General features: G+C 59.4%; 17 protein-coding genes and 1 pseudogene. 8 read left to right on the top strand and 10 right to left on the bottom strand.

The window, feature by feature from the left end; all coding sequences use genetic code 11:
- Positions 1-27: 27 nt before the first annotated feature.
- Both KSS97_RS25610 and KSS97_RS25605 read right to left on the bottom strand, forming a co-directional pair.
- Positions 28-420, bottom strand: a complete 393-nt coding sequence (locus KSS97_RS25610) for a UCP019853 family protein (RefSeq protein ID WP_217860425.1) — start codon at positions 418-420, stop codon at positions 28-30.
- Positions 413-5,212, bottom strand: a complete 4,800-nt coding sequence (locus KSS97_RS25605) for an RHS repeat-associated core domain-containing protein (RefSeq protein WP_217860424.1) — start codon at positions 5,210-5,212, stop codon at positions 413-415. The genes KSS97_RS25610 and KSS97_RS25605 overlap by 8 nt, the downstream gene beginning before the upstream one ends.
- A 390-nt stretch (positions 5,213-5,602) precedes the next feature.
- Between KSS97_RS25605 and KSS97_RS25600 the strand changes: the two genes are divergently transcribed.
- From KSS97_RS25600 to KSS97_RS25565, 8 genes are all read left to right on the top strand, one after another.
- Positions 5,603-6,856 (top strand): cystathionine gamma-synthase family protein, encoded by a 1,254-nt coding sequence (locus tag KSS97_RS25600; RefSeq protein ID WP_217860423.1) that lies wholly within the window; start codon positions 5,603-5,605, stop codon positions 6,854-6,856.
- Between the two features lie 136 nt (positions 6,857-6,992).
- Complete coding sequence (locus KSS97_RS25595) at positions 6,993-8,423, top strand: amino acid permease (RefSeq protein WP_217860422.1); 1,431 nt, start codon at positions 6,993-6,995, stop codon at positions 8,421-8,423.
- Between the two features lie 57 nt (positions 8,424-8,480).
- Positions 8,481-9,365: a LysR substrate-binding domain-containing protein gene (locus KSS97_RS25590; protein WP_217860421.1), complete on the top strand. Its 885-nt coding sequence runs from the start codon at positions 8,481-8,483 to the stop codon at positions 9,363-9,365.
- Positions 9,366-9,395: 30 nt separating this feature from the next.
- Positions 9,396-10,760 (top strand): threonine synthase, encoded by a 1,365-nt coding sequence (gene thrC, locus KSS97_RS25585; RefSeq protein WP_217860420.1) that lies wholly within the window; start codon positions 9,396-9,398, stop codon positions 10,758-10,760.
- An 11-nt stretch (positions 10,761-10,771) separates the two neighbouring features.
- Positions 10,772-11,209, top strand: coding sequence for an Lrp/AsnC family transcriptional regulator (locus tag KSS97_RS25580; protein ID WP_217860419.1), 438 nt, complete (start codon positions 10,772-10,774; stop codon positions 11,207-11,209).
- A gap of 1,033 nt (positions 11,210-12,242) precedes the next feature.
- Entirely contained in the window at positions 12,243-13,301 is a 1,059-nt protein-coding gene (locus tag KSS97_RS25575) for a homoserine dehydrogenase (RefSeq protein WP_217860418.1), read from the top strand.
- Positions 13,298-14,710 carry an aldehyde dehydrogenase family protein gene (locus tag KSS97_RS25570; RefSeq protein WP_217860417.1) on the top strand — a complete coding sequence of 471 codons (1,413 nt, stop codon included), beginning with the start codon at positions 13,298-13,300 and terminating at the stop codon, positions 14,708-14,710. Before KSS97_RS25575 ends, KSS97_RS25570 begins: the two co-directional genes overlap by 4 nt.
- A gap of 518 nt (positions 14,711-15,228) precedes the next feature.
- Positions 15,229-15,588: a DUF6124 family protein gene (locus KSS97_RS25565; RefSeq protein WP_217860416.1), complete on the top strand. Its 360-nt coding sequence runs from the start codon at positions 15,229-15,231 to the stop codon at positions 15,586-15,588.
- A gap of 128 nt (positions 15,589-15,716) precedes the next feature.
- Here the strand turns inward: KSS97_RS25565 and KSS97_RS25560 are convergent.
- The 8 genes and pseudogenes from KSS97_RS25560 to KSS97_RS25525 all read right to left on the bottom strand — a co-directional run bounded on the left by KSS97_RS25560 (position 15,717) and on the right by KSS97_RS25525 (position 23,445).
- A pseudogene (locus KSS97_RS25560) lies at positions 15,717-17,588 on the bottom strand (DNA/RNA helicase domain-containing protein).
- Between the two features lie 24 nt (positions 17,589-17,612).
- Positions 17,613-17,996, bottom strand: a complete 384-nt coding sequence (locus KSS97_RS25555; RefSeq protein WP_217860415.1) for a nucleotide pyrophosphohydrolase — start codon at positions 17,994-17,996, stop codon at positions 17,613-17,615.
- A 125-nt stretch (positions 17,997-18,121) separates the two neighbouring features.
- Positions 18,122-18,889 (bottom strand): HNH endonuclease, encoded by a 768-nt coding sequence (locus KSS97_RS25550; protein ID WP_198796699.1) that lies wholly within the window; start codon positions 18,887-18,889, stop codon positions 18,122-18,124.
- 558 nt (positions 18,890-19,447) lie between these two features.
- Positions 19,448-20,179: a LexA family transcriptional regulator gene (locus KSS97_RS25545; RefSeq protein WP_217860414.1), complete on the bottom strand. Its 732-nt coding sequence runs from the start codon at positions 20,177-20,179 to the stop codon at positions 19,448-19,450.
- A gap of 194 nt (positions 20,180-20,373) precedes the next feature.
- The gene (ppa, locus tag KSS97_RS25540; protein WP_003205933.1) at positions 20,374-20,901 is read right to left on the bottom strand and encodes an inorganic diphosphatase; all 528 of its coding nucleotides are present in this window, start codon (positions 20,899-20,901) and stop codon (positions 20,374-20,376) included.
- Between the two features lie 102 nt (positions 20,902-21,003).
- The gene (locus KSS97_RS25535) at positions 21,004-21,825 is read right to left on the bottom strand and encodes a M90 family metallopeptidase (RefSeq protein WP_030140400.1); all 822 of its coding nucleotides are present in this window, start codon (positions 21,823-21,825) and stop codon (positions 21,004-21,006) included.
- A gap of 6 nt (positions 21,826-21,831) precedes the next feature.
- Positions 21,832-22,488, bottom strand: coding sequence for a DedA family protein (locus tag KSS97_RS25530; RefSeq protein ID WP_030140399.1), 657 nt, complete (start codon positions 22,486-22,488; stop codon positions 21,832-21,834).
- Between the two features lie 495 nt (positions 22,489-22,983).
- Complete coding sequence (locus KSS97_RS25525; protein WP_030140398.1) at positions 22,984-23,445, bottom strand: GNAT family N-acetyltransferase; 462 nt, start codon at positions 23,443-23,445, stop codon at positions 22,984-22,986.
- Between the last annotated feature and the right edge of the window lie 20 nt (positions 23,446-23,465).

The following is a 23,465-nucleotide window of genomic DNA, read 5'->3' as shown; positions in this document are numbered from 1 at the left end:
GTCTATTGCTTTTATAGACAGCGATATTCATAGTTTTAAGAGTTGTAAAAAATTTACGTTGATTCTGTCTGCTTTAATCTTTACAGGTTTTCCCACCAGTTCGGGGTAATCATAATGAATGTCCTCGTCTGAAAAATCTGTGAAAGACCTAAATATCTCTCCATCTAATACTCCATGTAAGTAATAGCCATAACCGTTTCCGATTTTTTCAGGAAAGGCATTGGGCTCGGCGGATTTTTCAATTTGGAGGGGTTCTGAATAGTCTATCGTTATTTCAATAAGGTGTGTCTCGCCTATGGCTACTGTATATGGGCGGTAGTTTGCGAAGCACTCAATGGTGATGCCGTGAATAAGGAGTGTAACGCACTCTTCTGCTAGCGTGTCGATGGCAATGATTTTAACTTCTGCTGTGTTATTCATGAGGTCTTATTGTCCTATCTTTTGCGTTGCCATTAATGGTTTTCCAGAAGTCTTTATCGGTTTTTATGTGTGCTGTCGTAATTTCTCCTTTGTTATTGGTCCCGACAAATGCAAATTTAGGCTTCATTTTTTTGTTGTTTCCTAAAAACATCACAAAGCCCGTTCTAAGCTCGTGTTCATAGGAGTACTTAACCTTAATTCCCTCATTTATTATCTGTCGAACAATCGACAAGTAATCCCCAGCGTTTTTAGCACCGAATTCGTCTCCGTGCTTCTTGAAGTGCGTGTCTAACTTCTCTTTCGAACCGAAGTCTCTAGGATTCTTGGTCCCTCCGGGAGTGGGTGGCTCTCCCTCATCCACCCCAACCTTAGCCGCCGGATCCTGCTCGCCAACCGCCGGCCTCTTACACCCGTCACCCCCAGGGCAGTCGTCCAACCCCAACGGATCCACCCACCCCGTCGGGTTCAGGGTGTACCGGTACCCATTGAGCCCACCCTTGAGCTTGCTCGGATCCAGCGTCAGATACCGCCCCGTCTCCGGATTGTAGTACCGGTGCCGGTTGTAATGCAGGCCGCTTTCCCGGTCGTGGTATTGGCCCTGGAAGCGCAGCGGTTGTTCCAGGCGCTTGCCGTTGCCGTGTCGGAGTTCGGTGAGTTTGCCGTAGCCGTTGTAGCGCGCGGCCCAGACGATTTCGCCTTGGTGGCTGGTCAGTTCCTGGGGCGTGCCGAGGTGGTCGTTGTGGTAGTGGAACGGCGTGGCGTTTTGTGGGCCTTCGCCTTCGAGCAGGGCCAATGGGCGGAAGGTGCCGGGTTCGTAGACGTAGCTTTGGTAGTGGCGGTCGCTGCTTTCGGCGATGACTTGATCGCCTTGCCAGATAAATTCCGTGGTCTGGCCGGCCACGGTCTTTTCGATGCGTCGGCCGAAGGCATCGTAGCGGTAGGACGTTTCGTTGCCGTCCGGGCTGGCGACGCCGATGAGGCGGTGTTGGCTGTCGTAGCGGTAGTGCGTGACGAGGCACTGGGTTTTGCCGCGGCGTTCGCGGATGAGGTTGCCGTAGGCGTCGTAGTCGTAGTGACGGTCGCCCTCCATGAGCAAGCGGTTTGCCTTGAGGGTGGTCGGGCCGGGGCGGTCTTGCAGCAGCAGGTTGCCGGCCGGGTCGTGGGCGAAGCGTTCGGGGCCTTGGCTGTGGGCATAGTCGATGCGGAGCAGGCGATCTTGCGGGTCGTATTGGTAGCTGCGGCGGTTTCGATTGTCAGAAAGCGCGGCGAGGTTGCCGTTGGCGCTGTAGTAATAGTCACGCCAGAACAATTGGTGCTGCTGGGTCTGCCACACGGTTTGGGCTTTGAGGCGACCCTGTTCGTCGTAGCGGTAGTCGCTGAGCAGCAAGCCCTGCTGGCGTTGGGTTTCGCGGCCGCCCTTGAAACGGTGTTCGGTCAGGCAGGTGCCGTTGAGGTCGATGGCGATCAGCGCACCGCCGCGGGCGTGGCGGTAGTCGAGGGTGCTGCGGTCGGGCAGGCGACAGTGAATCAGGCGACCGACGCTGTCGTAGCGATAGCGCAGGGTCGCCCAGCCCTGGTGTTCGGCGACTAAACGGTCCTGGTGGTCATATTCATAAGCCAGCGGCCAATGGCCGTCGTCGACGCTGACCAAGCGTCCAAGGGCGTCGTAGCGGTAATCGACCGCCTCGCCATCTGGCAAGGTTTTTCGCAGCAGGCGGCCGGCGCTGTCGCGTTGGTAGGCGGTGATCCGCTGGCTGCCATCGGCGCCAAACTCGGTCTTTTCCAGCAGGTGGCCGTTGAGGTCGTAGGCATAACCGGTGCGCTGGCCATCGAAGCCGGTTTCCTGTCGGATCAGTCCGTTGGGCGTGTAGTCCAGCTGATAGTGTTCGCCGGATTCGTTCTCGATGTCGGTCAGCAACAGCCGCGCCGAGTCGTAGCGATATTTGAGTTCGCTTCCGTCGGGGTTGAGCCGACGGCTGATCAGGTGCAAATCGTCGGCGTATTCGTAGCGGGTGGTGCGGCCCAGTTCGTCCCGTTCGGCGATGACCTTGCCGTAGGCGTTGTAGCGCCAAGTGCGGGTGGCGCCACCGGGCAAGGTGGTTTGCAGCAAACGGCCCACGGCGTCCCATTGGTAATGGGTGATGGCGCCGTGTTCGTCCTGGCGGGTCAGCAAACGCCCTTGGGCGTCGTAGGAAAAACACCGCTGGCTGCCATCAGGCAGGGTTTCTTCCGTCAACTGGCCCAGGCGGTTGCGCACAAAATAATGGGCGCTGGCGTCCGGGTAGCTGATGGTTTTCAGTTGCCCTTGGCCGTCGTAGTGATACCAGGTGCTTTGGCCGTCCGGGTCGATGGCCTCGATGACATCGCCCTGGTCGTTGCGGCGGTAGGTCCACACGGCTTTGCCGCGCTGCCGGGTGTGCAGGAAACCGTTTCGGTATTCGTAGGACGTGGGCTCGTCTTCAGGCGGAATCAGCGCCACCAGCCGTCCGACTTCGTCGTAGCGGTATTCGGTCACCGCGCCGAGCGGGTCTTGCTCGGCGATCAGCCGGCCCTGTTCGTCATAGGCCTTGAGGTGCTCGCCGCCGGCGGGATCGACCTGGCGCACCAGTCGCGCGCGATCGTCGTGGACGTAGACTTCCTGGCTGCCATCGAGGTTATGAACGGTGACGCTGCCGTCCTCGCCCCAGGTGTAGCGGCTGTCCATCTGCGCGAACGACGCCCAGTGCCGCACGCAGCGCGCCGCTGGACCGGAGCCCTGCCACTCCCAGTAAAAACTCGCGCCGCCGGCCAGTTGCCGCTGGAGGATGACGTGCTGGTCGTCGTAGTCGTAGCGCTCGCTTTCGCCAGCCGCATTGGTCGCTTCGATGAGTCGGAAACGGCCGTCGTAGCGGTAGGAAACCAGCGTTTGTTCAGTGCGCCAACTTTCGTCGCGGGTCGGCGCCGGGTGAAAACTCTGGTAGTCGATGGCGACCAGGTGGCGGTGTTCGTAGCGTAAACGCAGGCAGCGTCCGGCGCCGTTGTCCAGCCGGCTGATGTCACCGTAGATGTTGCGCTGGATCGTCAGGCGGTTGTCGTACCGATCGCTCAGGGCGATCAGACAACCGTCGCGAAAGTGTAGGAAAGGGGCGTCTTCGCCGGGCTGGGCGATGATCAGTTCGTCCGGCTCATTGCTCAGGTAGATCGCCGCGCGGGCCAGGCTGTTGTGGATGGCCGGGCGTTGCAGGCTGGGGCGGGGGAAGGTGGTGCGGCGGTTTTCCTGGTCGAGCCAGATGACCTGCTCGCCTTCGATCAGCAGGCGATGGGCCAAGGCATGGCTCCAACCGCGGCCGAGGCCAATGTCCAGTTCGGCAGCGCTGGTGCGATAGAGGCGGGTGAAGATAAACGGCAGGCGTCCGTCGAGGATGCCGTCGTCCAAGGTCAGCAGTTCCTCGCCGGTGACCATCGACACCGGGCAGCCGTTGGTGCGGGTCTGGGCGGCGCTGTCGGCGGGGTCGCCGTTGGGGTTTGTCGATTGAGTGGAGGCGTCGTCGTGGTGTTCTTGTTTGCTCAGCCGTGTAGCGGCCTGGGATTTTTCCCGCACGACCGGAGCCGGGTTGCTGACCGACAGCGGTGCGGAATCCCCAGTGGTGACGTGCAACGGTGTGACGGGAGCGGGGCCTACGGATGGGCCTCGGCCGGCAATCACGACCGGCTTGAGCACATCGGCGTGGGCGTTAAGGCTGTCGCCACCGAGTTGCCCCAGGCGTTGGCTCGAGGCCTGCAGCCACGTCCGGACACGCTCCGAACGGACATGACGCAGCACCTTGCCGCTCATGCGCAGGCCGACGCCCAGTCCACCGGTAACCGCCGCCAACAGGAAGTTGATCAGCACCGAGGCGCGCAACTCACCCATGACCTCGGCGCTGTATTGCGGCGGCGTCATCCGCAGCCAACTGGTAAAGGCAGCCGTGTAGACGAAGAGCAAGGGCTCATCGCTGAGGATCATCAGGCCTTTGGCAATCGCTTCGGATGACGCTTCCAGCAGTTGCTCAAGCTCGGCCTCGGTAAGGTATTCCAACAGCTTTTCGCTGTTGGCTTGCAGGTCCGCCAGCAGCTCGAAAAGCTGTTTGACGCTGTCCCACAGTCCGTACACGGCTCTTTCAAAGCCGCGAAGCTCGGCTTGCTGGAGCACATTGAAGCGCTTCGCGAAGCCGCTGTCGGAGAACTCTTTCCACAGCGGTTGAAACTCGTCCCACTCGGCACTCAGCCAGCCTTCGAGCTCGCCAATCACCTTCTGGTAGGACGCGTACAGCGCCTCGACATGAGCAGTCGTCACATCAGGAAAAAAGGTGATGCGGTAGCGCTTTCCTCGGTCGCATTCGCTGACTTCCAGGATGCCGCTCGGCCCGATCTCTTGACGGATCGGCTCGCCGAAAATTTCCTTCCCCGGCTCGCCCCCAATGATCGGTTCCAGCATCACGGGTGTGCTGCCAATCGGCACGAAGCGCGAGGACTGGAACATGTGCACGAGCGTCAGCGGGCCTTGGGCGGGGCAGGCCGCCACTACGGCGCTGACCTGCTTGCCGCCATTTTTCGCAGGTGCGAGCGACACCTCGTTGCCCACCTTGAACATCTGCTCGATGTCCAACGCCCGACCCGTCCAGAAACGCTCCGCCCAACTGTCGTAGTCGTTCAGGCAGTGGCGAAAGTCCTGCAACACCGCCTCGACATCCGGCTGGTCCGAGTCCATGAGCGCCATCACCAACGAACCAATGACGTTGCCCTGGGCAAGGATTTTGTCGTTGATGGACATGTAGGCCTCTCGCAACGCTGAAGTGGGCGCGAGACTTTGCCGGGGATGGCCGGAGAAATAAGTCAGGGAAGGAGGCAGTGTTTGTAGGGCAAATCTTTAATTGGTCCCGAATAGGCAAGAACCCCACCAACTCCCTTGTGGGAGCGAGCTTGCTCGCGAAAGCGGCGGGTCAGCCAACATCTCTGCAGCAGACACATCCCAATCGCGAGCAAGCTCGCTCCCACAGATTTTTGTATTACCCACTTACTTGCTGGGCCTCATCCAGCCATTAAAAAAACCACCCCTTTGGCACCGATAACATCGTTTCTCGGCGGCGTGGCTTTTCCCTATATTGGCCCTCAGATTCCGGCGGATGGCTCAACGTCCACCCCCTCAGTGCGAGTAGTCACAATGAACAAAAAACCTGACAGCGCAGGGCTTATCAACGCAGGAGCGGGCACCCGGGCGGTGTGGGGCGGGGAGCAAGTCAGGCATCCTTACAACGCCACCCAGACCCCCATCGTCGTCAGCGCCGCGTACGGTTATGACGACATCGACGTCTGGTACGACGTCGCGTTGGGCAAGGCGCCGGGCTTTATCTACAGCCGCATGAGCAACCCGACCGTCGAGACCGTCGAAGCGAAGATCCGCGAACTGGAAATGGCCGAATCCGCCGTGGCCTTCAGCAGCGGCATGGCGGCGATCAGCAGCGTGCTCTACACCTTCCTCGCCAATGGCGATCGCGTGGTGTCGACCAAGGACAGCTACGGCGGCACCAACAAAATCTTCGAAGAATTCCTGCCGCGCACCGGCGTCGCGGTGACCTTGTGCGAGACCTTCGACCACGAGGAAATCGAGCGGGAAATCGCCAAGGGCTGCCAGGTCCTGTACCTGGAAACGCCAACCAACCCGACCCTGAAAATCCTCGACATCCCGCGCCTGGTTGCGGCGGCGAAACGCGTCGGCGCCCTGGTGGTAGCGGACAACACCTTCGCCACGCCGTTGAACCAGAACCCGCTGGCACTGGGTGTCGACGTGGTGATCCACAGCGCGACCAAATTCCTCAGCGGCCACGGCGATGTACTCGGCGGCCTGGTGTGCGGCAACGAAACCTTGATGGCGAAGGTGCGTCATTACCGTGAAATCAACGGCGCCACGCTCGACCCGTTCTCGGCCTACATGATCATCCGTGGCATGAAAACCCTGGCCCTGCGCATGCGCCAGCAACAGGCGAGCGCCCGTGCCCTGGCGGAGTTCCTGTGCACGGAACCGCTGGTGGAATCAGTCAACTATCCCGGCTTGCCGAGCCATCCGAACCACGCCGTGGCCTGCGCGCAAATGTCCGGGTTCGGCGCCATCGTCAGCTTTGTGCTCAAGGGCGGGATGGACACGGTCAAGGTGCTGTTGCCGCGTCTGCGATTTGCTCATTGCGCGGGCAATCTCGGTGCAGTCGAAACCATCTACGGCCCGGCCCGCACCACCAGTCACGTCGAGAACACCTTGGAAGAACGCCTGGCCCTGGGGATTTCCGAAGGGTTGGTGCGCGTGTCGGTCGGCATCGAAGATACCGACGACTTGTTGGACGACCTGAAACAGGCCTTCGCCTTCGCCAGGAAAACCCTCAACCCGCAACTCAATGAAGTGCTCACCGAGACCGCAAGCTGAAGTCAGCAAGTTGATAACCCCGCGACAAGGCTGTCAGCGGGGCGTTCATGAATAGGAATAATAATAAAAGCTCAGCGGCGCTTGTCTGACTCGCGTAGACGTCGATGCGCGCCCTGACATTTCATGAGAAACAACCATGTCCCTAACAGAACAACAAAGCAGTACGCGGGCCGGCTTCAAGCAGGAAATGCAGACGCGCCATATCGTCATGCTCGCCTTGGGTGGCGTGATCGGCACCGGGCTGTTCCTGACTTCCGGCTACACCGTCAACCAGGCCGGGCCGATGGGCGCGGTCATTGCGTACGTCATCGGCGCGCTCATGGTCTACATGGTGATGATGTGCCTCGGTGAGCTGGCGGTGCAGATGCCGGAAACCGGCTCGTTCAGCACCTATGCAACACGCTTCCTCGGCCCCGGCACCGGCTACACCGTGGCGTGGCTGTACTGGCTGACATGGACGGTGGCGATCGGTTCCGAGTTCACTGCCGCCGGCATCCTCATGACCCGATGGTTTCCCGACACGCCGGTGTGGATCTGGAGCGCGCTGTTCGCCGGCGTGGTGTTCCTCACCAACGTGGTCTCGGTGCGTTTGTTCGCCGAAACCGAGTTCTGGCTGTCGTTGATCAAAGTGCTGACCGTGGTGGTGTTCCTGCTGATCGGCGGTGGCGCGATTCTCGGTTTGCTGAACATCGACCAGGCCCACAGCATCGGGTTAAGCAACTTCACTCGCGAAGGACTTTTTCCTACGGGCTTCATGCCGATTGCGATGACGCTGCTGGCAGTTTCCTTCGCCTTCTCCGGCACTGAACTGATCGGCATCGCTGCCGGGGAAACCAAGGACCCGCAACGCAACGTACCCCGCGCCATCCGCACCACGGTGCTGCGCCTGGCAGTGTTTTTTGTCGGGACCATTTTTGTCCTCGCGACGCTGTTGCCCCGCGAACAGGCCGGCCTGGTGGAGAGTCCGTTCGTCACGGTGTTCACCTACATCGGCATTCCATACTCCGCCGACATCATGAACTTCGTGATCATCACCGCCCTATTGTCGGCGGCGAACTCCGGGCTGTATGCCGCCTCGCGCATGCTCTGGACCCTCAGCGACCAAGGCCACCTGCCCAAGCAGTTCTCGGCCCTGACCCGCATGGGAACGCCGCTCAACGCGATCATCGTCAGCATGGCCGGCGGCGCCGCGTCGTTGCTCAGCAGCGTGTTTGCCGCCGACACCATCTACCTGGCGCTGGTGTCGATCTCCGGCCTGGCCGTGGTGGTGGTGTGGATGAGCATCGCCGCGAGCCAGATCGGTTTTCGCCGTCACTATGTGGCGAACGGCGGCGACATTCGCGACCTCAAGTTCCGCGTTCGTGGTTATCCGTGGGTGCCGCTGGGGGCGCTGGTGTGCTGCAGCCTGGCGTGCGTCGGCATCGCCTTCGACCCCGAACAACGGGTGGCGCTGTACTTCGGCTTGCCGTTCATCGCCTGGTGTTACTTCGTGTATTACATTACCCGCAAAAGCCGCGAGCGACGCTTGTCGGTCGCCCTCGTGGCACAACCGTCCGACGCGTTCTAACCGCATCGACGGGGCGGGCAAGCGTGCCCGGTGCGTGGGGGTTAACGAGGTAAGACCATGAAGCAAAAAACGTTGCCCCCGTTGAACTGGCTGCGGGCGTTCGAAGTGTCCGCCCGCTGCCTGAACTTCACCCACGCCGCCGATGAATTGTTCCTGACCCAGGGCGCGGTCAGCCAGCAGATCCGCCAACTGGAAAGTCATCTCGGCGTGGCGCTGTTCAAGCGCTTGCCCCGTGGCCTGGGTCTGACCGAAGAAGGCCAGGCCTACCTGCCGGTGGTGCAAGACGCGATCACGCGACTGGCGGTGGGCACCAACGAAATCTTCGGCCAGCACAAGCGCCGGCCGATCAAAGTGCGCGGCAGCCTAGCGTTTTTCGTGCACTGGCTGGCACCGAAACTGGTGGATTTCCGTCAGGCACATCCCCACGTCGATATCCGCTACATCAGCAACATCTGGGTCAAGGAGCTGGACGGCGAAGACGACATGGAGATTCGCTGGGGCCACGGCCAATGGCCCGGCCTGGTGTCGCAACGGCTGACCTGGGACACCTTGTTCCCGGTTTGCTCGCCGGCCTTGATGGCGTCGCTGAAGGTGCCGGCAGACGTGGCCAAGCATCCGCTGCTGCACGTGCTGGGTTATGAAGAAGGCTGGGGTTACTGGCTGAAAATGGTCGGTGCCGACTCGGTGGATTCCTCGACGGGCCTGCAATTCGACACGCTGGTCTGCACCTTGCGCATGGCCGAGCTGGGGCAGGGCATCGCCCTGGCGCGGTCGTCGATGGTCGGTGAATTGCTGGACAACGGACGCCTCGTCGAACCCTTCGCCCAGCGCATCGAAGCCAGCGAATCGTTCTACCTGGTGCGCAGTTCCGGGGCCGAACAACACCCGGACGCGGCGCGGTTTTCCACCTGGCTGGTGGAGCAGGCGCATCGTTACAAATGAGCTGTTTTATCTGAGTTTGCGGAGTTGGCCATGCGCTACGTGAGTACCCGAAATTCCGCCGTGCAGGTCGATTTCGAAAAAGTCGTGCTGTCGGCCATCGCTGAGGATGGCGGACTGTTTGTCCCCATGGAATTGCCGCAGTTCGAACCCCAGGACATCGCCAATTGGTCGACCTTGTCCTACGACGAACTGGCCTATCGAGTGATGCGCCCGTTCGTGGGCGAAGCGATCCCCGAGGCTGACTTCAAGCGTTTGCTCAAGGAGGCCGGCAGCCAGTTCAGCCACCGCTCCCTGGCGCCGTTGCATCAGGTGGATCGCAACGAATGGGTCCTGGAGTTGTTCCACGGGCCGACCCGTTCCTCGAAAGATTTTGCCGCGCAGTTGCAGGTGCGGCTTGTGCAGTACTTCCTGCGTAGACGCGGGCGTCGCGCCGTGGTGATCGGCGTGACCAACGGCGACACTGGCCTGGCCGCCATCGAGGCCTTCAAGCACTGCGACGAGACCGACGTGGTGGTGATTTATCCCGAGGCCGGCGTACCGCAAGACCAGCTTCACGACCTGCAAGCAACGGCGCATCCGCGGATTCATCAAGTCGCCGTGGAGGGCAGTTTCGACGAATGCCAGACCCTCGTCACCCAACTGTTCCGAGAGCACGAGGCGATCAGTTTCAACTCCAGCAACTGGGTCAGCGTCATGGCGCAGTTGGTGTTTTATTTTCACGCGGTGTTGCAGCTGGGCGGCGGTCAGCGGCCCATCGGCTTCAGCGTGCCGGCGGCGAGTTTTGCCGAGGTTTACGCAGGCTACATCGCCCAGAAGATGGGCTTGCCGATCACGCAGATGATCGTCGCCACCAACCAGAATGACGCGCTGCATCAGTTCTTTTTGAAGAACCATTACTCGCGGTTGCGCGCCAGCAAGACCCTGTCGCCGGCCATGGATCTGTCGATCTTTTCCAACCTGGAACGGTTTCTCTGGGAGCTCTACGGGCACGATGATCAAGCCGTCAGCGCACTGATGCACACCTTCGAAATCGACGGTGAAATGAGCATTGGCAACGAGTTCTGGCTAAAGGCGCGGATGATCATCGACTCCTACGCAGTGAGTGATGAGCAGACGCTGAACGAGATCACGTCGCTGTACCGCGACACCGGTTATGTCATCGACCCACACACCGCCACCGGCGTGCTCGCGGCGCGTTTGTACCGCAGAAGCCTGGTGGCACCGATGGTGACCCTGGGCGAGATATCACCGATTAAATCGGCGGTGTTGCTCGGTGAGTTGGGGATCCCCGTGGCGGCGCAACAACGTCCGGCTTCCGAGCATGGCCCAGCGCAGATCCATCGCATCCCGCCCGACGACCTCGCTGCCCTCCATCAACTGCTCGGCTCGCTATAACCGGAGGCCCCATGAAGCGAATCCTCGATCCCCTCGACGAACGCATCATCGCCGAACTGCGCCTCAACGCCCGCGCTGCCCACGCCGAGCTGGCGACCAAGGTCAACCTCTCGCGCAACGCCGTCCGCCAACGCATCGAACGCCTCGAACGCGACGGCGTGATCCAGGGCTACACCGTTCGCACGGGGGAGGGCGCGCAAGCGTCGTCGAACATCAACGCCGTGATCTTCGTCTACCGCTACGACCGCATGCGCGGCGCCGAAGTGTTGAAGGCATTGCAGGCTATGCCGGAAGTGCTGCAGTGCGACGTGATGAGTGGTGAGTTTGACTTGATGCTGAGAGTCGGCGCGGCGAACCCGGAGCGGGTGCACAAGGTGTGGAAAGAGATCTCGGCGCTGCCCGGGGTAGAGAACACCGTGACGTCGTTTGTGTTGTCTTCGGTGGTCTGAACCTTCACCCAACCCGTGGCGAGGGAGCTTGCTCCCGCTGGGCTGCAAAGCAGCCCCAACCAAGTTGACTCAATCAACCTGACCCACCGCGTTGAATGATTTGGGGCCGCTGCGCAGCCCAGCGGGAGCAAGAGCCGGCGGGTGCATTCTCTGCCACTAATAGACCAAACACTGAAGAAAACTGTGGGAGCGGGCTTGCTCGCGAAGCGGTACACCAGCCACCATCAATGTCGCCTGACCTGGCCCTATCGCGAGCAGACTCACTCCCACAGAGGCCTGTGTTCGGCCAGGCCCCACCTACTCACTATCGCTAATGGTGTCCACAAATAAGCCGGCCACCACAAACCCCGTGGCGAGGGAGCAAGAGCCGGCGGGTGCATGCTCTGCCGCTAATAGACCAAACACTGAAGAAAACTGTGGGAGCGGGCTTGCTCGCGAAGCGGTACACCAGCCACCATCAATGTCGCCTGACCTGGCCCTTTCGCGAGCAAGCCCGCTCCCACAGGGGAATGTGTTCAGCCAGGCCCCGCCTACTCACTACCGCTAATGGTGTTCACAAATAAGCCAGCCACCACAAACCCCGTGGCGAGGGAGCTTGCTCCCGCTGGGCTGCAAAGCAGCCCCAACCAAGTTGACCCCAATCAACCTGACCCACCGCGCTGCATGATTTTGGGGCCGCTGCGCAGCCCAGCGGGAGCAAGCTCCCTCGCCACAAGAGCCGGCGCAGATGAATGCCCCGACTCCAATGGACCAAACACTGAAAAAAACTGTGGGAGCGAGCTTGCTCGCGATGGCGGTAGACCAGTCGACATCAATGTTGCCTGACCTGACCCCTTCGCGAGCAGACTCACTCCCACAGAGGCCTGTGTTCGGCCAGTCGATTCTGTCGGCTTTCCCCCCACCCACCACTTCGCCCACCCCCTGGTCAAAACGCCCAGAAAATAGAGCAAATTGGCATATTTCACTGCCCACCCCAGCCCCCTAACCTAGATCCCAACAAACCTCATCACCCGGATCAAGGGACACAACAAAAATGACTGAATACAAACTGGCTCTAGTCGGCTTCGGCGGTGTAAATCGGGCATTGGCCCAACTGATTGCCGAGCGCAACCAGCAGTGGAAAACCGAACTCGGCTTCACCCTGAAAATCGTCGGCGTGACCGACCTGTTCCTCGGTTCGGTGATGAACCGCCACGGCCTCGACGCCGCCTCGCTCGCCCGACTGCCCGCCAGCAAAGGCGCCATGGCCCAACTCCCCGGCGGCACCGTCGATGCCCTCAACGAAGCCGTGATCAAAGACTGCGGCGCCGACATCATCGCCGAAGCCACCTTCACCAATCCCGTGGACGGCGAGCCTGCCACTTCCTTCTGCCGCTGGGCCCTGGAGCGCGGCAAACACGTGGTCACCACCAACAAAGGCCCCATCGCCCTGCACGGCGCCGAGCTCAAGGCCCTGGCCCAACGCAACAACGTCGCCTTCGAATACGAAGGCTCGGTCATGAGCGGCACCCCGGTCATCCGCCTCGCCAAACAAGCCCTGGCCGGCAGCTCGATCAGCGGTTTCGAAGGCATCCTCAACGGCACCTCCAACTTCGTCCTCACCGCCATGGAAGGCGGCCTCGGGTTCGCCGAAGCCGTCAGCCAGGCCCAAGCCCTGGGCTACGCCGAAGCCGACCCAACCGCCGACGTCGAAGGCCACGACGTGCGCCTGAAAGTGGTCATCCTCGCCAACGAACTGCTCGACGCCAAACTCACCGTCAACGACGTCAGCTGCAAAGGCATCTCCGCCCTCAGCCTCGACGACATCGAAAAAGCCCGCCGCGACAACGCACGCTGGAAACTCATCGGCGCCGCCACCCGCAATGCCGACGGCTCCATCAGCGCCAGCGTCGAACCGCGCCTGCTCAGCAACGACCACCCGCTGGCGAGCATCAGCAGCGCCACCAACGCCGTGTCGTTCACCAGCGAACTGCTCGGTGCCGTCACCGTCTCCGGCCCAGGCGCAGGCCGCACCGAAACCGCGTTCGCGCTGCTGTCGGACATCATCAGCATCCACCAATCGGCAACCCGCAAACAGGAGCACACCCTGTGAACGTATCGCGCCTGGCCCTGGCGGTCGTCGAACCGCACATCGAAGTCCTCAACCCGTTTGACGGCAGCGTCGTCGGCACCGTCGCCGACGTGTGCGCCTCAGAAGTCCCGCACCTGCTCGAGACCGGCCGCAGCGGCGTAAAAGCCTGCGCCGCACTGCCGCGTCATCGCCGCGCCAGCATCCTCGAACACGCCGCACTCAACATCGAACGCGACGCCAAAGCCTTCGCCCGACTCATCGTCGACGAAGCCGGCAAGACCCTCAAACAGGCCGAAAAAGAAGTCAAACGCTGCGTCAACACCCTCAAACTCTCCGCCGAAGAAGCCAAGCGCAACGCCGGCGAAATCGTCCCGTTCGACGCCTACGAAGGCGCCGAATCGCGCCAGGGCTGGTTCACCCGCGAACCCCTGGGCCTGATCGTCGCCATCACCCCCTACAACGACCCGCTGAACCTGGTCGCCCACAAACTCGGCCCGGCCATCGCCGGCGGCAACGCGGTGATCCTCAAACCGTCCGAACTGGCACCGTTGTCGGCGCTCAAACTGGTGTCGTACCTGGTCGCCGCCGGCCTGCCTGAAACCGTGGTCACCGTCGCCACCGGCGGCGCGGAACTGGGCAAAGCCCTGGTCGCCGCCCGCGACGTGCGAATGATCTCCTTCACCGGCGGCTTCGTCACCGGCGAACAAATCGCCCGCACCGCCGGCCTGAAAAAACTCGCCATGGACCTCGGCGGCAACGCCCCCGTCATCGTCATGAGCGACTGCAACCTCGACGCCGCCGTCGACAGCTGCGTCTCCGGCGCCTTCTGGGCCGCCGGGCAAAACTGCATCGGCACCCAACGCCTGCTCATCCACGCACCGATCTACGAAGCCTTCCGCGAACGCTTCGTCAACCAGGCCCAAGCCCTCGTCGTCGGCAACCCGCTGCTCGCCAATACCGACATCGGGCCGATGATCACCCAGCAAGCTGCGCAGAACGCCGAACAGATGGTGAACGAAGCGCTGCAACAAGGCGCCACGTTGCTCTGTGGCCACCGTCGTCAGGGCAATTGCTATGCGGCTACGGTGTTGGAAAATGTCGATCATTCCAGCCGGCTCTGGTGCAACGAAGCGTTTGCGCCGGTGGTGGTTTTGCAGGTGTTCGAGACGTTTGATGAGGCGATTGCGTTGGCTAACGAGCCTGAGTACGCCCTTCACGCTGGGATTTTCACCAATGATCTGTCCACGGCGATGAGCGCTGCGCGACGGATCGAGGCGGGGGGCGTGATGATCAATGACTCGTCGGATTTCCGGTTTGATGCGATGCCGTTTGGTGGTTCCAAGTATGGGAGTTTGGGCAGGGAAGGGGTGCGGTTTGCGTATGAGGAAATGACCCAGCCGAAGGTGGTTTGTTTGAATACGTTGGGGTGAGGGGCGAGTCAGGCCCGAGGAGTCGCTTTAGCTGTCATGTCGCTAAAACGCCGTTCTGACGACACGTTTCGTTCTCATGTCGTCGGTAGCGACATGAGGAGGGAACGTGTCGCAGAAATCGCAAAACGGCGACACGTTGTCCTCTTGTGATGGGGTGGCGCGGCGCGGCGTTTATTGGGTGCTTGGAATCCAGGGCGCGACTGACGTTTTCTTGCGCCATTGCCTACAACTACGCCAGAATCCGCCGGCTTGTGCGTTTTGGGGCCCGTCGGTAGTTTGAGTCTTGTCACTGAGCATCAGTGATCGGGTTTCGCAGCCCGGACTCTATAGGCGCACAACGTCACCTTCGAAAGCAGATTGTCCTATGTCTGTTATTTCGTCAGAGGTGGCTGTGCGTGGGAGACCCCATGGGTCTGCCGGTCCCTAGAGTCCCGGTCTGCGAACCCGCGTACAGCTGCCACCCCAACTTCGTTTCGCAGCGAATGGTGGTAGCTCCAACAGACTCTAGGAGCTTTACCATGGCTAAAATTACACCAAACCCGCCTGCTACAGATGAGCATGTGTCGCGCGCTCAGACTGCTCGTAACAAAAAGTTTGATGATGCTGCCACCCGGGCATTGGATTTTTATCTGAAGCCTACTCCGAAGAGAGAAACGTCTGACAATCCCAACAGCATTTTCCGTATTGCGCCGGATGTTGATTCGGAGTGTCTGCTTGCCAGCCTCAGTGAAAACCTGGCTTCAGCGAATGCCATGATCAGTGATCTGGCGTTTGATCTGGATGGGTCGCGACGGCGTGTTGCGATGGGGATTTTGCAGGTGATTGAGGTGAGTGAACTGTTGGCGAATCGGGCTTTGGATATTGTTGAGGTGAGATAGGGCGGGGTGTTGGCTGCCTTTTCGCGATAAAAGGTCTTGCTTTGCAAGACCTTTTACAACAGCCCCGAAACGGCAGGTGCTCAGATTGTCCAACAACCTGTTGGATAATTGCCCAAGTCAGCAGGACGTCAATGGGAGTGGTAATCGGCGAGCCGACTCTCAAAGTACTGTGCCGTTTCCTCGTCAGTGCAGTACAGGTAGCATCCTTTCATCCCACGGGTCATCAATGTTCGGTACGTGTTTTTGATGATCATATCTGTCTCCTTCTCCGCGAAATCAGGCCGCTCTTTCATCAGTTTCTTCCAGCCACGGATCGATTTGTCGTACTTGTCACGCTTGTGCGGTGACGTCAGAACTTGCCCATCACGAACGATTAAATCCGGCCCGATGATTACTCCTATGTAGTCGACTTCCAGCCCCTGGCAGGTGTGGATGCAACCGACCTGTTCGATGGAGTTTTCCGCGATGATCCACAAACTGCCGTCCTGATCCAGGTTCCACTGACGCGCATAAGCATCGCCGATCACGATGTCGGAAGCCTGAGAGTCTTTTTTGCTGAGCCAAGGCCAGCAGTAACCCGCGACAACACGAGCTTTGTTCCCGTGGTTTTTCTGCTCGATGGCCGCGTGCATTGCCTGTGGAGTATTGAAAACCTTGAACTCGTATTCGCTAGTATCAAGTAGCGGATTGGCAGTCGGTCGAATAGCCAATACGTCATCCAACCACGCTAGATAGCCGTCAGAGCCGCTGCAACGGAACTGAGAGGAAAGAGAATATTCCTCCACCGTTGCGCCTTTTGCTTTGGCAAAGGCGCGGATCGCCTGTTTACTACCAATGTCGCTCAAGGTCACGCGCTGGTCTTCGTCGATGAAAAAAATCGAGCATTTCGCTGAGCCGATCAGTTCTTTGATCTGGTTCTCGCCTAAGTTTCCATAAAGACCGCTTTTCTCATTCAGCCTATGGGCTTCGTCAACGATTAGCGCTTCATACGTGTTGGGCTCGGTGTCGATAAACGCGCCCGATCCAGAAAAAAAATTAGAAAAATGGCTACGTTTGATCGTACCAACCAGCTTGCTTTCGTACACTTTGCGTGGCGCTGCGTTTTTTGAGACGTACTTGGTCAGTAACTTCAGCGCGGTGAGGCGTACCAGTAAGTTGATCGCCAGGACGGTTTTTCCTGTTCCTGGGCCCCCTTCGATGATTAGCACCTTTGGGGCTTCTATGGTGGCTTCAGTTCCTGCAACGAGTGCTGACTCGAAGACTTCTTTCTGGTCATCAATCAACACAAACTCAGGTTTACTATCCATGAGCCCGGTAAGCGCCTCGGCTAGCGCTTTGGATGGACGAATTTTTCCATTGGAAAGTTCGTAAAGCACCTATTTATTGTCACCGTGAGTGATGTGCTTTTTTAGGAAACTTCTTAGTTTCGTCAGTTCCTCAGGACCTTTGAGAAACAGCGGAGCTTTACTGGTGTGCGCTTCGTAGTGAACAGAATTGATGACGCCATCACTGACATAGTTATGCAGGTAGGCACAGGGGCGAATTTCGATGCTTTTGTCATATACCGCTTCGTTGAAGCCTTCCAGCAGCGCTGCGTACGACCATACCTGGTAGGACGGGTGAATGGTTTCAACGAGACCGCCACCTAAGGCGGTTTTGACAATTGCGTCCTTGGTGGTTGCGCTCGCCTTGCTCCATTGCTTCAGTTCGATCAATACAGCTTTTTTTGCTTGGTTCTCATCGCGTCCCGTGAGCAAAAAGTCGATGCGTTTCGAGGACTGTGGGATATGCAGCTCAATGGCCAGACCAGCGTCGCTGGGTAGGTCATCGTCTCGAAGCACCTTGGCCATATAGGTCAAGGATCCCTGCCACGACCTGATCTCTGATGCGCCCACCTTCTTACCGGTGGCCTCTTTAAAGTGCCGCAGAATCACTTCTTCTATATCGTCGTTATCGTTGTCTTTCAGGAATTGCTGTTTGGTCGCCGCGTAAACGATCACAAGAGATCCTTAGAGCACTGAAGGTCAGAGTTGGTCGTACTTTTTGCTGGTGCTTTTGGCTTTGTCGACAGGGTATTTTTGGCCGTTCAGAGCAAGCTTGCTCATGACCGCTTCGTTGAGATCGACTCCGAGCACGCTGCTCAGACGGACTAAGTACATGAATACGTCGGCTAGCTCGTCCTTCACCGATTGGGCGGTCGCCGGATGCTTGGCAGCAGCCAGTGAGTCGGCTTCGCTCATCCACTGGAACACATCGCAAAGCTCACCCACCTCGCCTGTCAGCGCTAGCAGAAGGTTTTTGGGCGAGTGGAATTGCTGCCAGTCGCGATCATCTGCAAAGCGCTGAAGGGACGCTGCAAGATTCTCCACGTCGATTAATTGTTTTGGGGGGCCATCTGCCTTGCTCATAGGCTTGCCTCTCTTTTTCTGCCAGAAACGTGACAGCGGCCGTCAGAAATCTAGGGATGGATTGTAAGAGTTTTCTTTTGGCGTAGTGGGCTTTTCACTGATTGCCCATGGCAGCCGACCCCAGTTCAGGCTGTGTTTTTAGCTGCTTGGTAGCGGTCCTTCACCTCGATTACGCTCAGCCACTTACGGCGTGAATGCACCACTCGATGGCAATTGGCACACAACAATGCGAGGTCCGCGAGCTTGGTTCTATCGCCAGGTTGGAGCGTATGTAGTGGCTTGGTGTGGTGCACATCGATAACGCCTTCGACGTCAGGACCGTATGTTTTGCTGAAGTTGAAGCCACAGGCTTCGCACTGGAGGACACCGTGAGTCTTCAGGGCTTCGTCCTTTTTTCGTTTGACGAGTTTTTTGTCCCTTTCCCGTACACGGTGCACGCGGGTTAACACTTTTCCTTCCTCTGCTTCGAAGAATCCCGGCTCTTCCTCCGCACTTAGATCTACTGGCGTAATAGCAGTGGTTCCGACGTTCGCCTTGATGGCTCCTACGACCTCGGCCAGGCGCACGGGGTCGTTAGCGAACTCCAGCCATACCAACTCCTCATCCTTATTGCCTTTTGCAAGTCCTGTGCGGCCCGTGTTGGTGTAGCTCGGATCCCAACGACGGAAATTATTGAGCTTCATGCAGACACCATTGGTGTTACGAAAACTCTGGTTCTTGCTCACACCGGTGGCGTTGCCAATGAGATTGAGGCTCTGAGATAGGGCTTGGACGTCCGGATGATTAACGCCCGGCAGACCATTGCGGTGAAGAAGGTACAGATCCAGAGCTAGGACGAGTTCGTCACGGCTCCAGGGCGGATTGGATTGATTGCTGGTAGGTGAAGAGGACATGGCGGGGGCTATCCGTAGGTTTCCCGTTTCGCTGTAGGACGCAGCGCAATATGTCGTCAGAATATTCTCTTCTGATGGCGTTTGGGAATCATGCGGTGTTTGATAACTTTCGCTGTCGAGTACGGGGGATGCTTACGTGCGGCGTTGCTTGGTCATCAGGCGGGATTTGGATGGGGGATGGGTAAAACACAGACATTAAAAAGCCGGCTTATGGCCGGCTTCTCGTTGACTGATTCAGCTCGTTTTTGACAAACCTTACCAGCCTTCAAAACGTACATCCGGCTCTTGCGGCCGGCTGTGGGACTTGGTCAGAAAGTGATCTGCCTTGTCGGTGCGAGGCGTGGGCTCGCAAATGTGGGGCGGAGGATACGCGGGTTTGCTTTGGAATCCCAGTGGTAAGTGGTGTGGAATCATTGGGTTAGGGCGATTCAGGGGAAAGTAGGGGGCTGCTGTGCAGCCCAGCGGGAGCAAGCTCCCTCGCCACAAGAGCTCCTGCCACAAAAGCTCCTGCCACAGATCCTACTGCAGTTCCTGCCACGGTTTCTGGTCTTGGGTGGGTTAGTCGAACACCGGCGGTCTCTGTTTGTTGAGGGTTGACCACCAGAACACCCAGCCGATCACGTGGATGTGTTGTTTGTCGATCTGTTCTGCGCTGAAGACTTCGTCGGGATACGCAGCGCTGTTGTGGCTGCGCAGGCGTAGTCGGTTGCCGGGGATGCGGTGGAGGTATTTGATGCGGAGCATGCCGTCATGCTCCAGCGCATAGATTTGACCATCAACAATTTGCGTCAGGCCGCGGTCGATGGCGAGTGTGGAGCCGTCTTCAATACGTTCGGCCATGCTGTCGCCGACCATGGTGGTGCAGATGGCGTCGCTGGGGTCGATTTCGAGGGATTCGAGGTGGCTGCGGGGCAGGCGGATGGATTGGTCGGGGATTTCGACGATGCGGGTCTTGGTTTCGCCGGGGGCGATGGGGACTTCCTTATAGAAAGGCAGTTCGATGTCCGTGGGTTCCGCCACGCTGTAGACGCCGTCGTTTTCGGCGGCTTCATAGGTGGTGCCGGGGCCGAGGCCCAATGGGGTTTGCGGGCCTTCGCCGCGGGCGAGCCATTCCGGGCTGACGGTCAGCAGGCTGGCGATGCTGTGAATGCGCCCGGGTGGGATGCCACGGTTGAACCAGTTGTTCACGTGTTGGGATTTCACGCCGTATAACTTCGCGAAGTCGGCGGATCGGATGTTCGCTTCTCTGAGAAGGGCTCTGAAGCGGTCGCCACTGGAATGTATTTTCATAAACGGAAAGTTTAGAGACGACTGTGTTTTGAGCAATAAACATGTCGTGTGAATTTATAAGACGATCTTTCCGTTTGCGGGAATCGAAACTGGCAATGTAAACATGGGTAAACGCTACTAATACGAAGTTGTATTAAGAAGGGTCCAGGCATAAAAAACCCCGGTATTAACCGGGGTTCTTTTTAAGTTCGATTTCAGCCTTTGTAGGCGGCAACCGACTTGGTGATCGCTTCGCGGGCGGCGTCTGCGCCGGCCCAGCCTTCGATCTTGACCCACTTGCCTTTTTCGAGGTCTTTGTAGTTCGCGAAGAAGTGCTCGATCTGCTGGATCAGCAGCGGTGGCAGGTCGGTGTATTCCTTCACGTCGACGTACAGTTGCGACAGTTTGTCGTGTGGCACTGCGATGACTTTGGCATCGCCGCCGCCGTCGTCGGTCATGTTCAGGATGCCGACTGGACGGGCGCGGATGACCGAGCCTGGGGCCACTGGGTAAGGGGTCACGACCAGCACGTCGAGGGGGTCGCCGTCGTCGGCCAGGGTGTTGGGGATGTAACCGTAGTTGGCCGGGTAGAACATCGGGGTGGCCATGAAACGGTCAACGAACAGGCAATCGCTGTCTTTGTCGATTTCGTATTTGATCGGGGCGTGGTTGGCCGGGATTTCGATCGCGACGTAGATGTCGTTCGGCAGGTCTTTGCCAGCCGGAATCTTGCTGTAGCTCATTGGGCGGTGCCCCCGTTAGTTGACCAGATGACTGGTCGGATTGACCAAAAAGTGGCGGCGATTATAGGCATATTCGTCCGCTGATGCCACGTTCCCAAGGTCTTAGAGACCTTGGTATGACGCCTGATAGACCGGATCTTCGGCCTGAAGTTGCCGCAGCCGGGCCAACGGATCCTGGCGGTAGAACGCCTTGAGCTGTTCGTACACCTTGGGATAGGCCTGGTGCAGCAGGTCCGGGGCGCTGAAGAAGTATTCGCTGGTGACGGCGAAGAATTCGGCCGGGTTTTCGGCGGCGTAGGGGTCGATGGCGGTTTCTGCGTCGGGGTTGTGGTCGAGTTGGCGGTCGAGGTCGTCGAAGGCTTGCTGCATGGCCTCGGCCCAGTCGCTGACGCGCATGTCGGCGTGCAAGGGCGGCAGGCCGTTGGCGTCGCCGTTGAGCATGTCGAGTTTGTGCGCCAGTTCGTGGATCACCAGGTTGTAGCCGTCCCAGCCGCCGCTGGCCATGACGCCGTCCCAGGCCAGGATGATCGGGCCTTGGGGCCAGGCTTCGCCGCTGTGTTCGCCGTCCCACTCGTGCTCGATGCCGCTGGCGTCGCGGTAGCGCTGGGGGCTGAGGAAATCGTCGGGGTAGAGGACGATTTCGTGGAAGCCTTGGTACCAGTTCAGTTCGCCGAGGTGCATCAGCGGCAACTGGGCCTGGGCGGCGAGCAGCAGGCGTTGTTCCTGATGCAGTTCGACGCCGGGCAGGGCGGTGAGGTGTTTATCGTGGAGGAACAGGACGCAGGCTTCCCGCAGCCATTGGTCCTCGGCGGCGCTGATGCCGTCGAGGAAGCTCAATTGTTGGCGCACGCGCTGCCAGGTGTCCTCGGCGACGGGGTGTTTGGCGAGGGTGCGTCGGCGGCGCCAGTTGCTCAGGGACCACATGGGCGATCAGCGCGTTTCGGCTTTCGAGGCGCGCTGGTTCAGTTTGCTGCGCACCAGGCTGATGATCATCGGCAGCAGCGACAGCAGGATGATGCCCACCACCAGCAAGGACAGGTTTTGCTTGATGAACGGCACGTTGCCGAAGAAGTAGCCGAGGGTCACCAGGCCGCCGACCCAGAGGACGGTGCCGAGGACGCTGAACCCGAGGAAGCGCAGGTAGTTCATCTTGCCGACGCCGGCGACGAAGGGCGCGAAGGTGCGGATGATCGGCAGGAAGCGCGCCAGGGTCACGGTTTTGCCGCCGTGTTTGTCGTAGAAGTCGTGAGTTTGCTGCAGGTAGTCGCGGCGGAAGATTTTCGAGTTGGGGTTGCTGAAGAGTTTTTCGCCGGCGGTGCGGCCGATGAGGTAGTTGGTGCTGTCACCGAGGATGGCCGCGAGCATCAACAGGCCGCCCAGCAGGACGGGGTCCATGGCGCCACCGGCGGCGACGGCGCCGGCGATGAACAGCAGGGAGTCGCCGGGCAGGAACGGCATGACCACCAGGCCGGTTTCACAGAAGATCACCAGGAACAGGATGGCGTAGACCCACGTCCCGTAGTTGGTCACCAGCATGTCGAGGTAGACGTCGAGATGCAGGATGAGGTCGAGGGGGTTGAAATCCATGTGTAGCACCTTGGTGGCGGCCCGGCTCGGCGGGCTGGTGGGTCTGGCTTTTGGGTATGACTACGGTGTGTGTAGCTTTTTCTTACAAGCTGGGACGAGCGGCATTATACGGTGGCGCGGGGGGAGTGCGGGGGGAGTTTGTAGCTGGGGATTTCGAGGTGGGGCAAATGGCTTGCGGCGAGACGAGCACCTGTGGCGAGGGGATTTAGCGAAACGTCGCACCGCCCCGCTGGGCTGCGCAGCAGCCCCAAAACCTGTGCGCGCGGTGTGTCAGGCTGAACGAGTTGGCTGATTTGGGACCGCTTCGCGCTCCAGCGGGGATAAATCCCCTCGCCACAGGTTAGTGCTGTGTCATTGAGGTTGAGGTTGCAGGAGATTGGGGCTGCTGCGCAGCCCAGCGGGAGCAAGCTCCCTCGCCACGAGGGTTTCACTTGGCCACAGAGGTTTGATCGTTCCCACGCGGAGCGTGGGGACGATCAGTCCGCGATCATCGGGTCAGAGCCCTTCGCTGATTGGCAGCACGTAGTTCTTGAACTCGGTGTCTTCCTTGAAGCCGATCGATTCGTAGGTTTTCTGCGCGACTTCGTTGTTGCTGCTGGTGGAGACGCGCATGCGCACGGCGTTGGTTTCCTTGGCCATTTTTTTTGCGGTGCGGATCAGGTTGTCGGCGACGAGTTGGCGGCGGGCGTCTTCGGCGACGTAGATGTCGTTGAGGATCCACACGCGCTTGAGCGACAGCGACGAGAAGCTGGGATAGAGCTGGCAGAAGCCGAGCAATTTGCTGTCGTCGTCATCCGGCAGGGCCAGGTAGATGACCGATTCCTTGCGGCGCAGGCGCTTTTCGAGGAAGGCTCGGGACGAGTCCGGGTAGGGCAGCGAGCCGTAGAATTCCCGGTATTTGACGAACAATGGGGTCAGCAGGTCCAGGTGTTCCAGGGTCGCTTGGATAATCCGCATGGTAGGTCTCGTCTGCAAAG

The sequence above is a fragment of the Pseudomonas alvandae genome, assembly GCF_019141525.1.
Lineage (GTDB): Bacteria > Pseudomonadota > Gammaproteobacteria > Pseudomonadales > Pseudomonadaceae > Aquipseudomonas > Aquipseudomonas alvandae.
This window is presented reverse-complemented; position numbering and strand designations above follow the sequence as displayed.

Bases quoted from the DNA above. Each gene is read 5' to 3' on its own strand.
- KSS97_RS25610 (WP_217860425.1), bottom strand. From the start codon at position 420: ATGAATAACACAGCAGAAGTTAAAATCATTGCCATCGACACGCTAGCA.
- KSS97_RS25605 (WP_217860424.1), bottom strand. From the start codon at position 5,212: ATGTCCATCAACGACAAAATCCTTGCCCAGGGCAACGTCATTGGTTCG.
- KSS97_RS25600 (WP_217860423.1), top strand. From the start codon at position 5,603: ATGAACAAAAAACCTGACAGCGCAGGGCTTATCAACGCAGGAGCGGGC.
- KSS97_RS25595 (WP_217860422.1), top strand. From the start codon at position 6,993: ATGTCCCTAACAGAACAACAAAGCAGTACGCGGGCCGGCTTCAAGCAG.
- KSS97_RS25590 (WP_217860421.1), top strand. From the start codon at position 8,481: ATGAAGCAAAAAACGTTGCCCCCGTTGAACTGGCTGCGGGCGTTCGAA.
- thrC (WP_217860420.1), top strand. From the start codon at position 9,396: ATGCGCTACGTGAGTACCCGAAATTCCGCCGTGCAGGTCGATTTCGAA.
- KSS97_RS25580 (WP_217860419.1), top strand. From the start codon at position 10,772: ATGAAGCGAATCCTCGATCCCCTCGACGAACGCATCATCGCCGAACTG.
- KSS97_RS25575 (WP_217860418.1), top strand. From the start codon at position 12,243: ATGACTGAATACAAACTGGCTCTAGTCGGCTTCGGCGGTGTAAATCGG.
- KSS97_RS25565 (WP_217860416.1), top strand. From the start codon at position 15,229: ATGGCTAAAATTACACCAAACCCGCCTGCTACAGATGAGCATGTGTCG.
- KSS97_RS25555 (WP_217860415.1), bottom strand. From the start codon at position 17,996: ATGAGCAAGGCAGATGGCCCCCCAAAACAATTAATCGACGTGGAGAAT.
- KSS97_RS25550 (WP_198796699.1), bottom strand. From the start codon at position 18,889: ATGTCCTCTTCACCTACCAGCAATCAATCCAATCCGCCCTGGAGCCGT.
- KSS97_RS25545 (WP_217860414.1), bottom strand. From the start codon at position 20,179: ATGAAAATACATTCCAGTGGCGACCGCTTCAGAGCCCTTCTCAGAGAA.
- ppa (WP_003205933.1), bottom strand. From the start codon at position 20,901: ATGAGCTACAGCAAGATTCCGGCTGGCAAAGACCTGCCGAACGACATC.
- KSS97_RS25535 (WP_030140400.1), bottom strand. From the start codon at position 21,825: ATGTGGTCCCTGAGCAACTGGCGCCGCCGACGCACCCTCGCCAAACAC.
- KSS97_RS25530 (WP_030140399.1), bottom strand. From the start codon at position 22,488: ATGGATTTCAACCCCCTCGACCTCATCCTGCATCTCGACGTCTACCTC.
- KSS97_RS25525 (WP_030140398.1), bottom strand. From the start codon at position 23,445: ATGCGGATTATCCAAGCGACCCTGGAACACCTGGACCTGCTGACCCCA.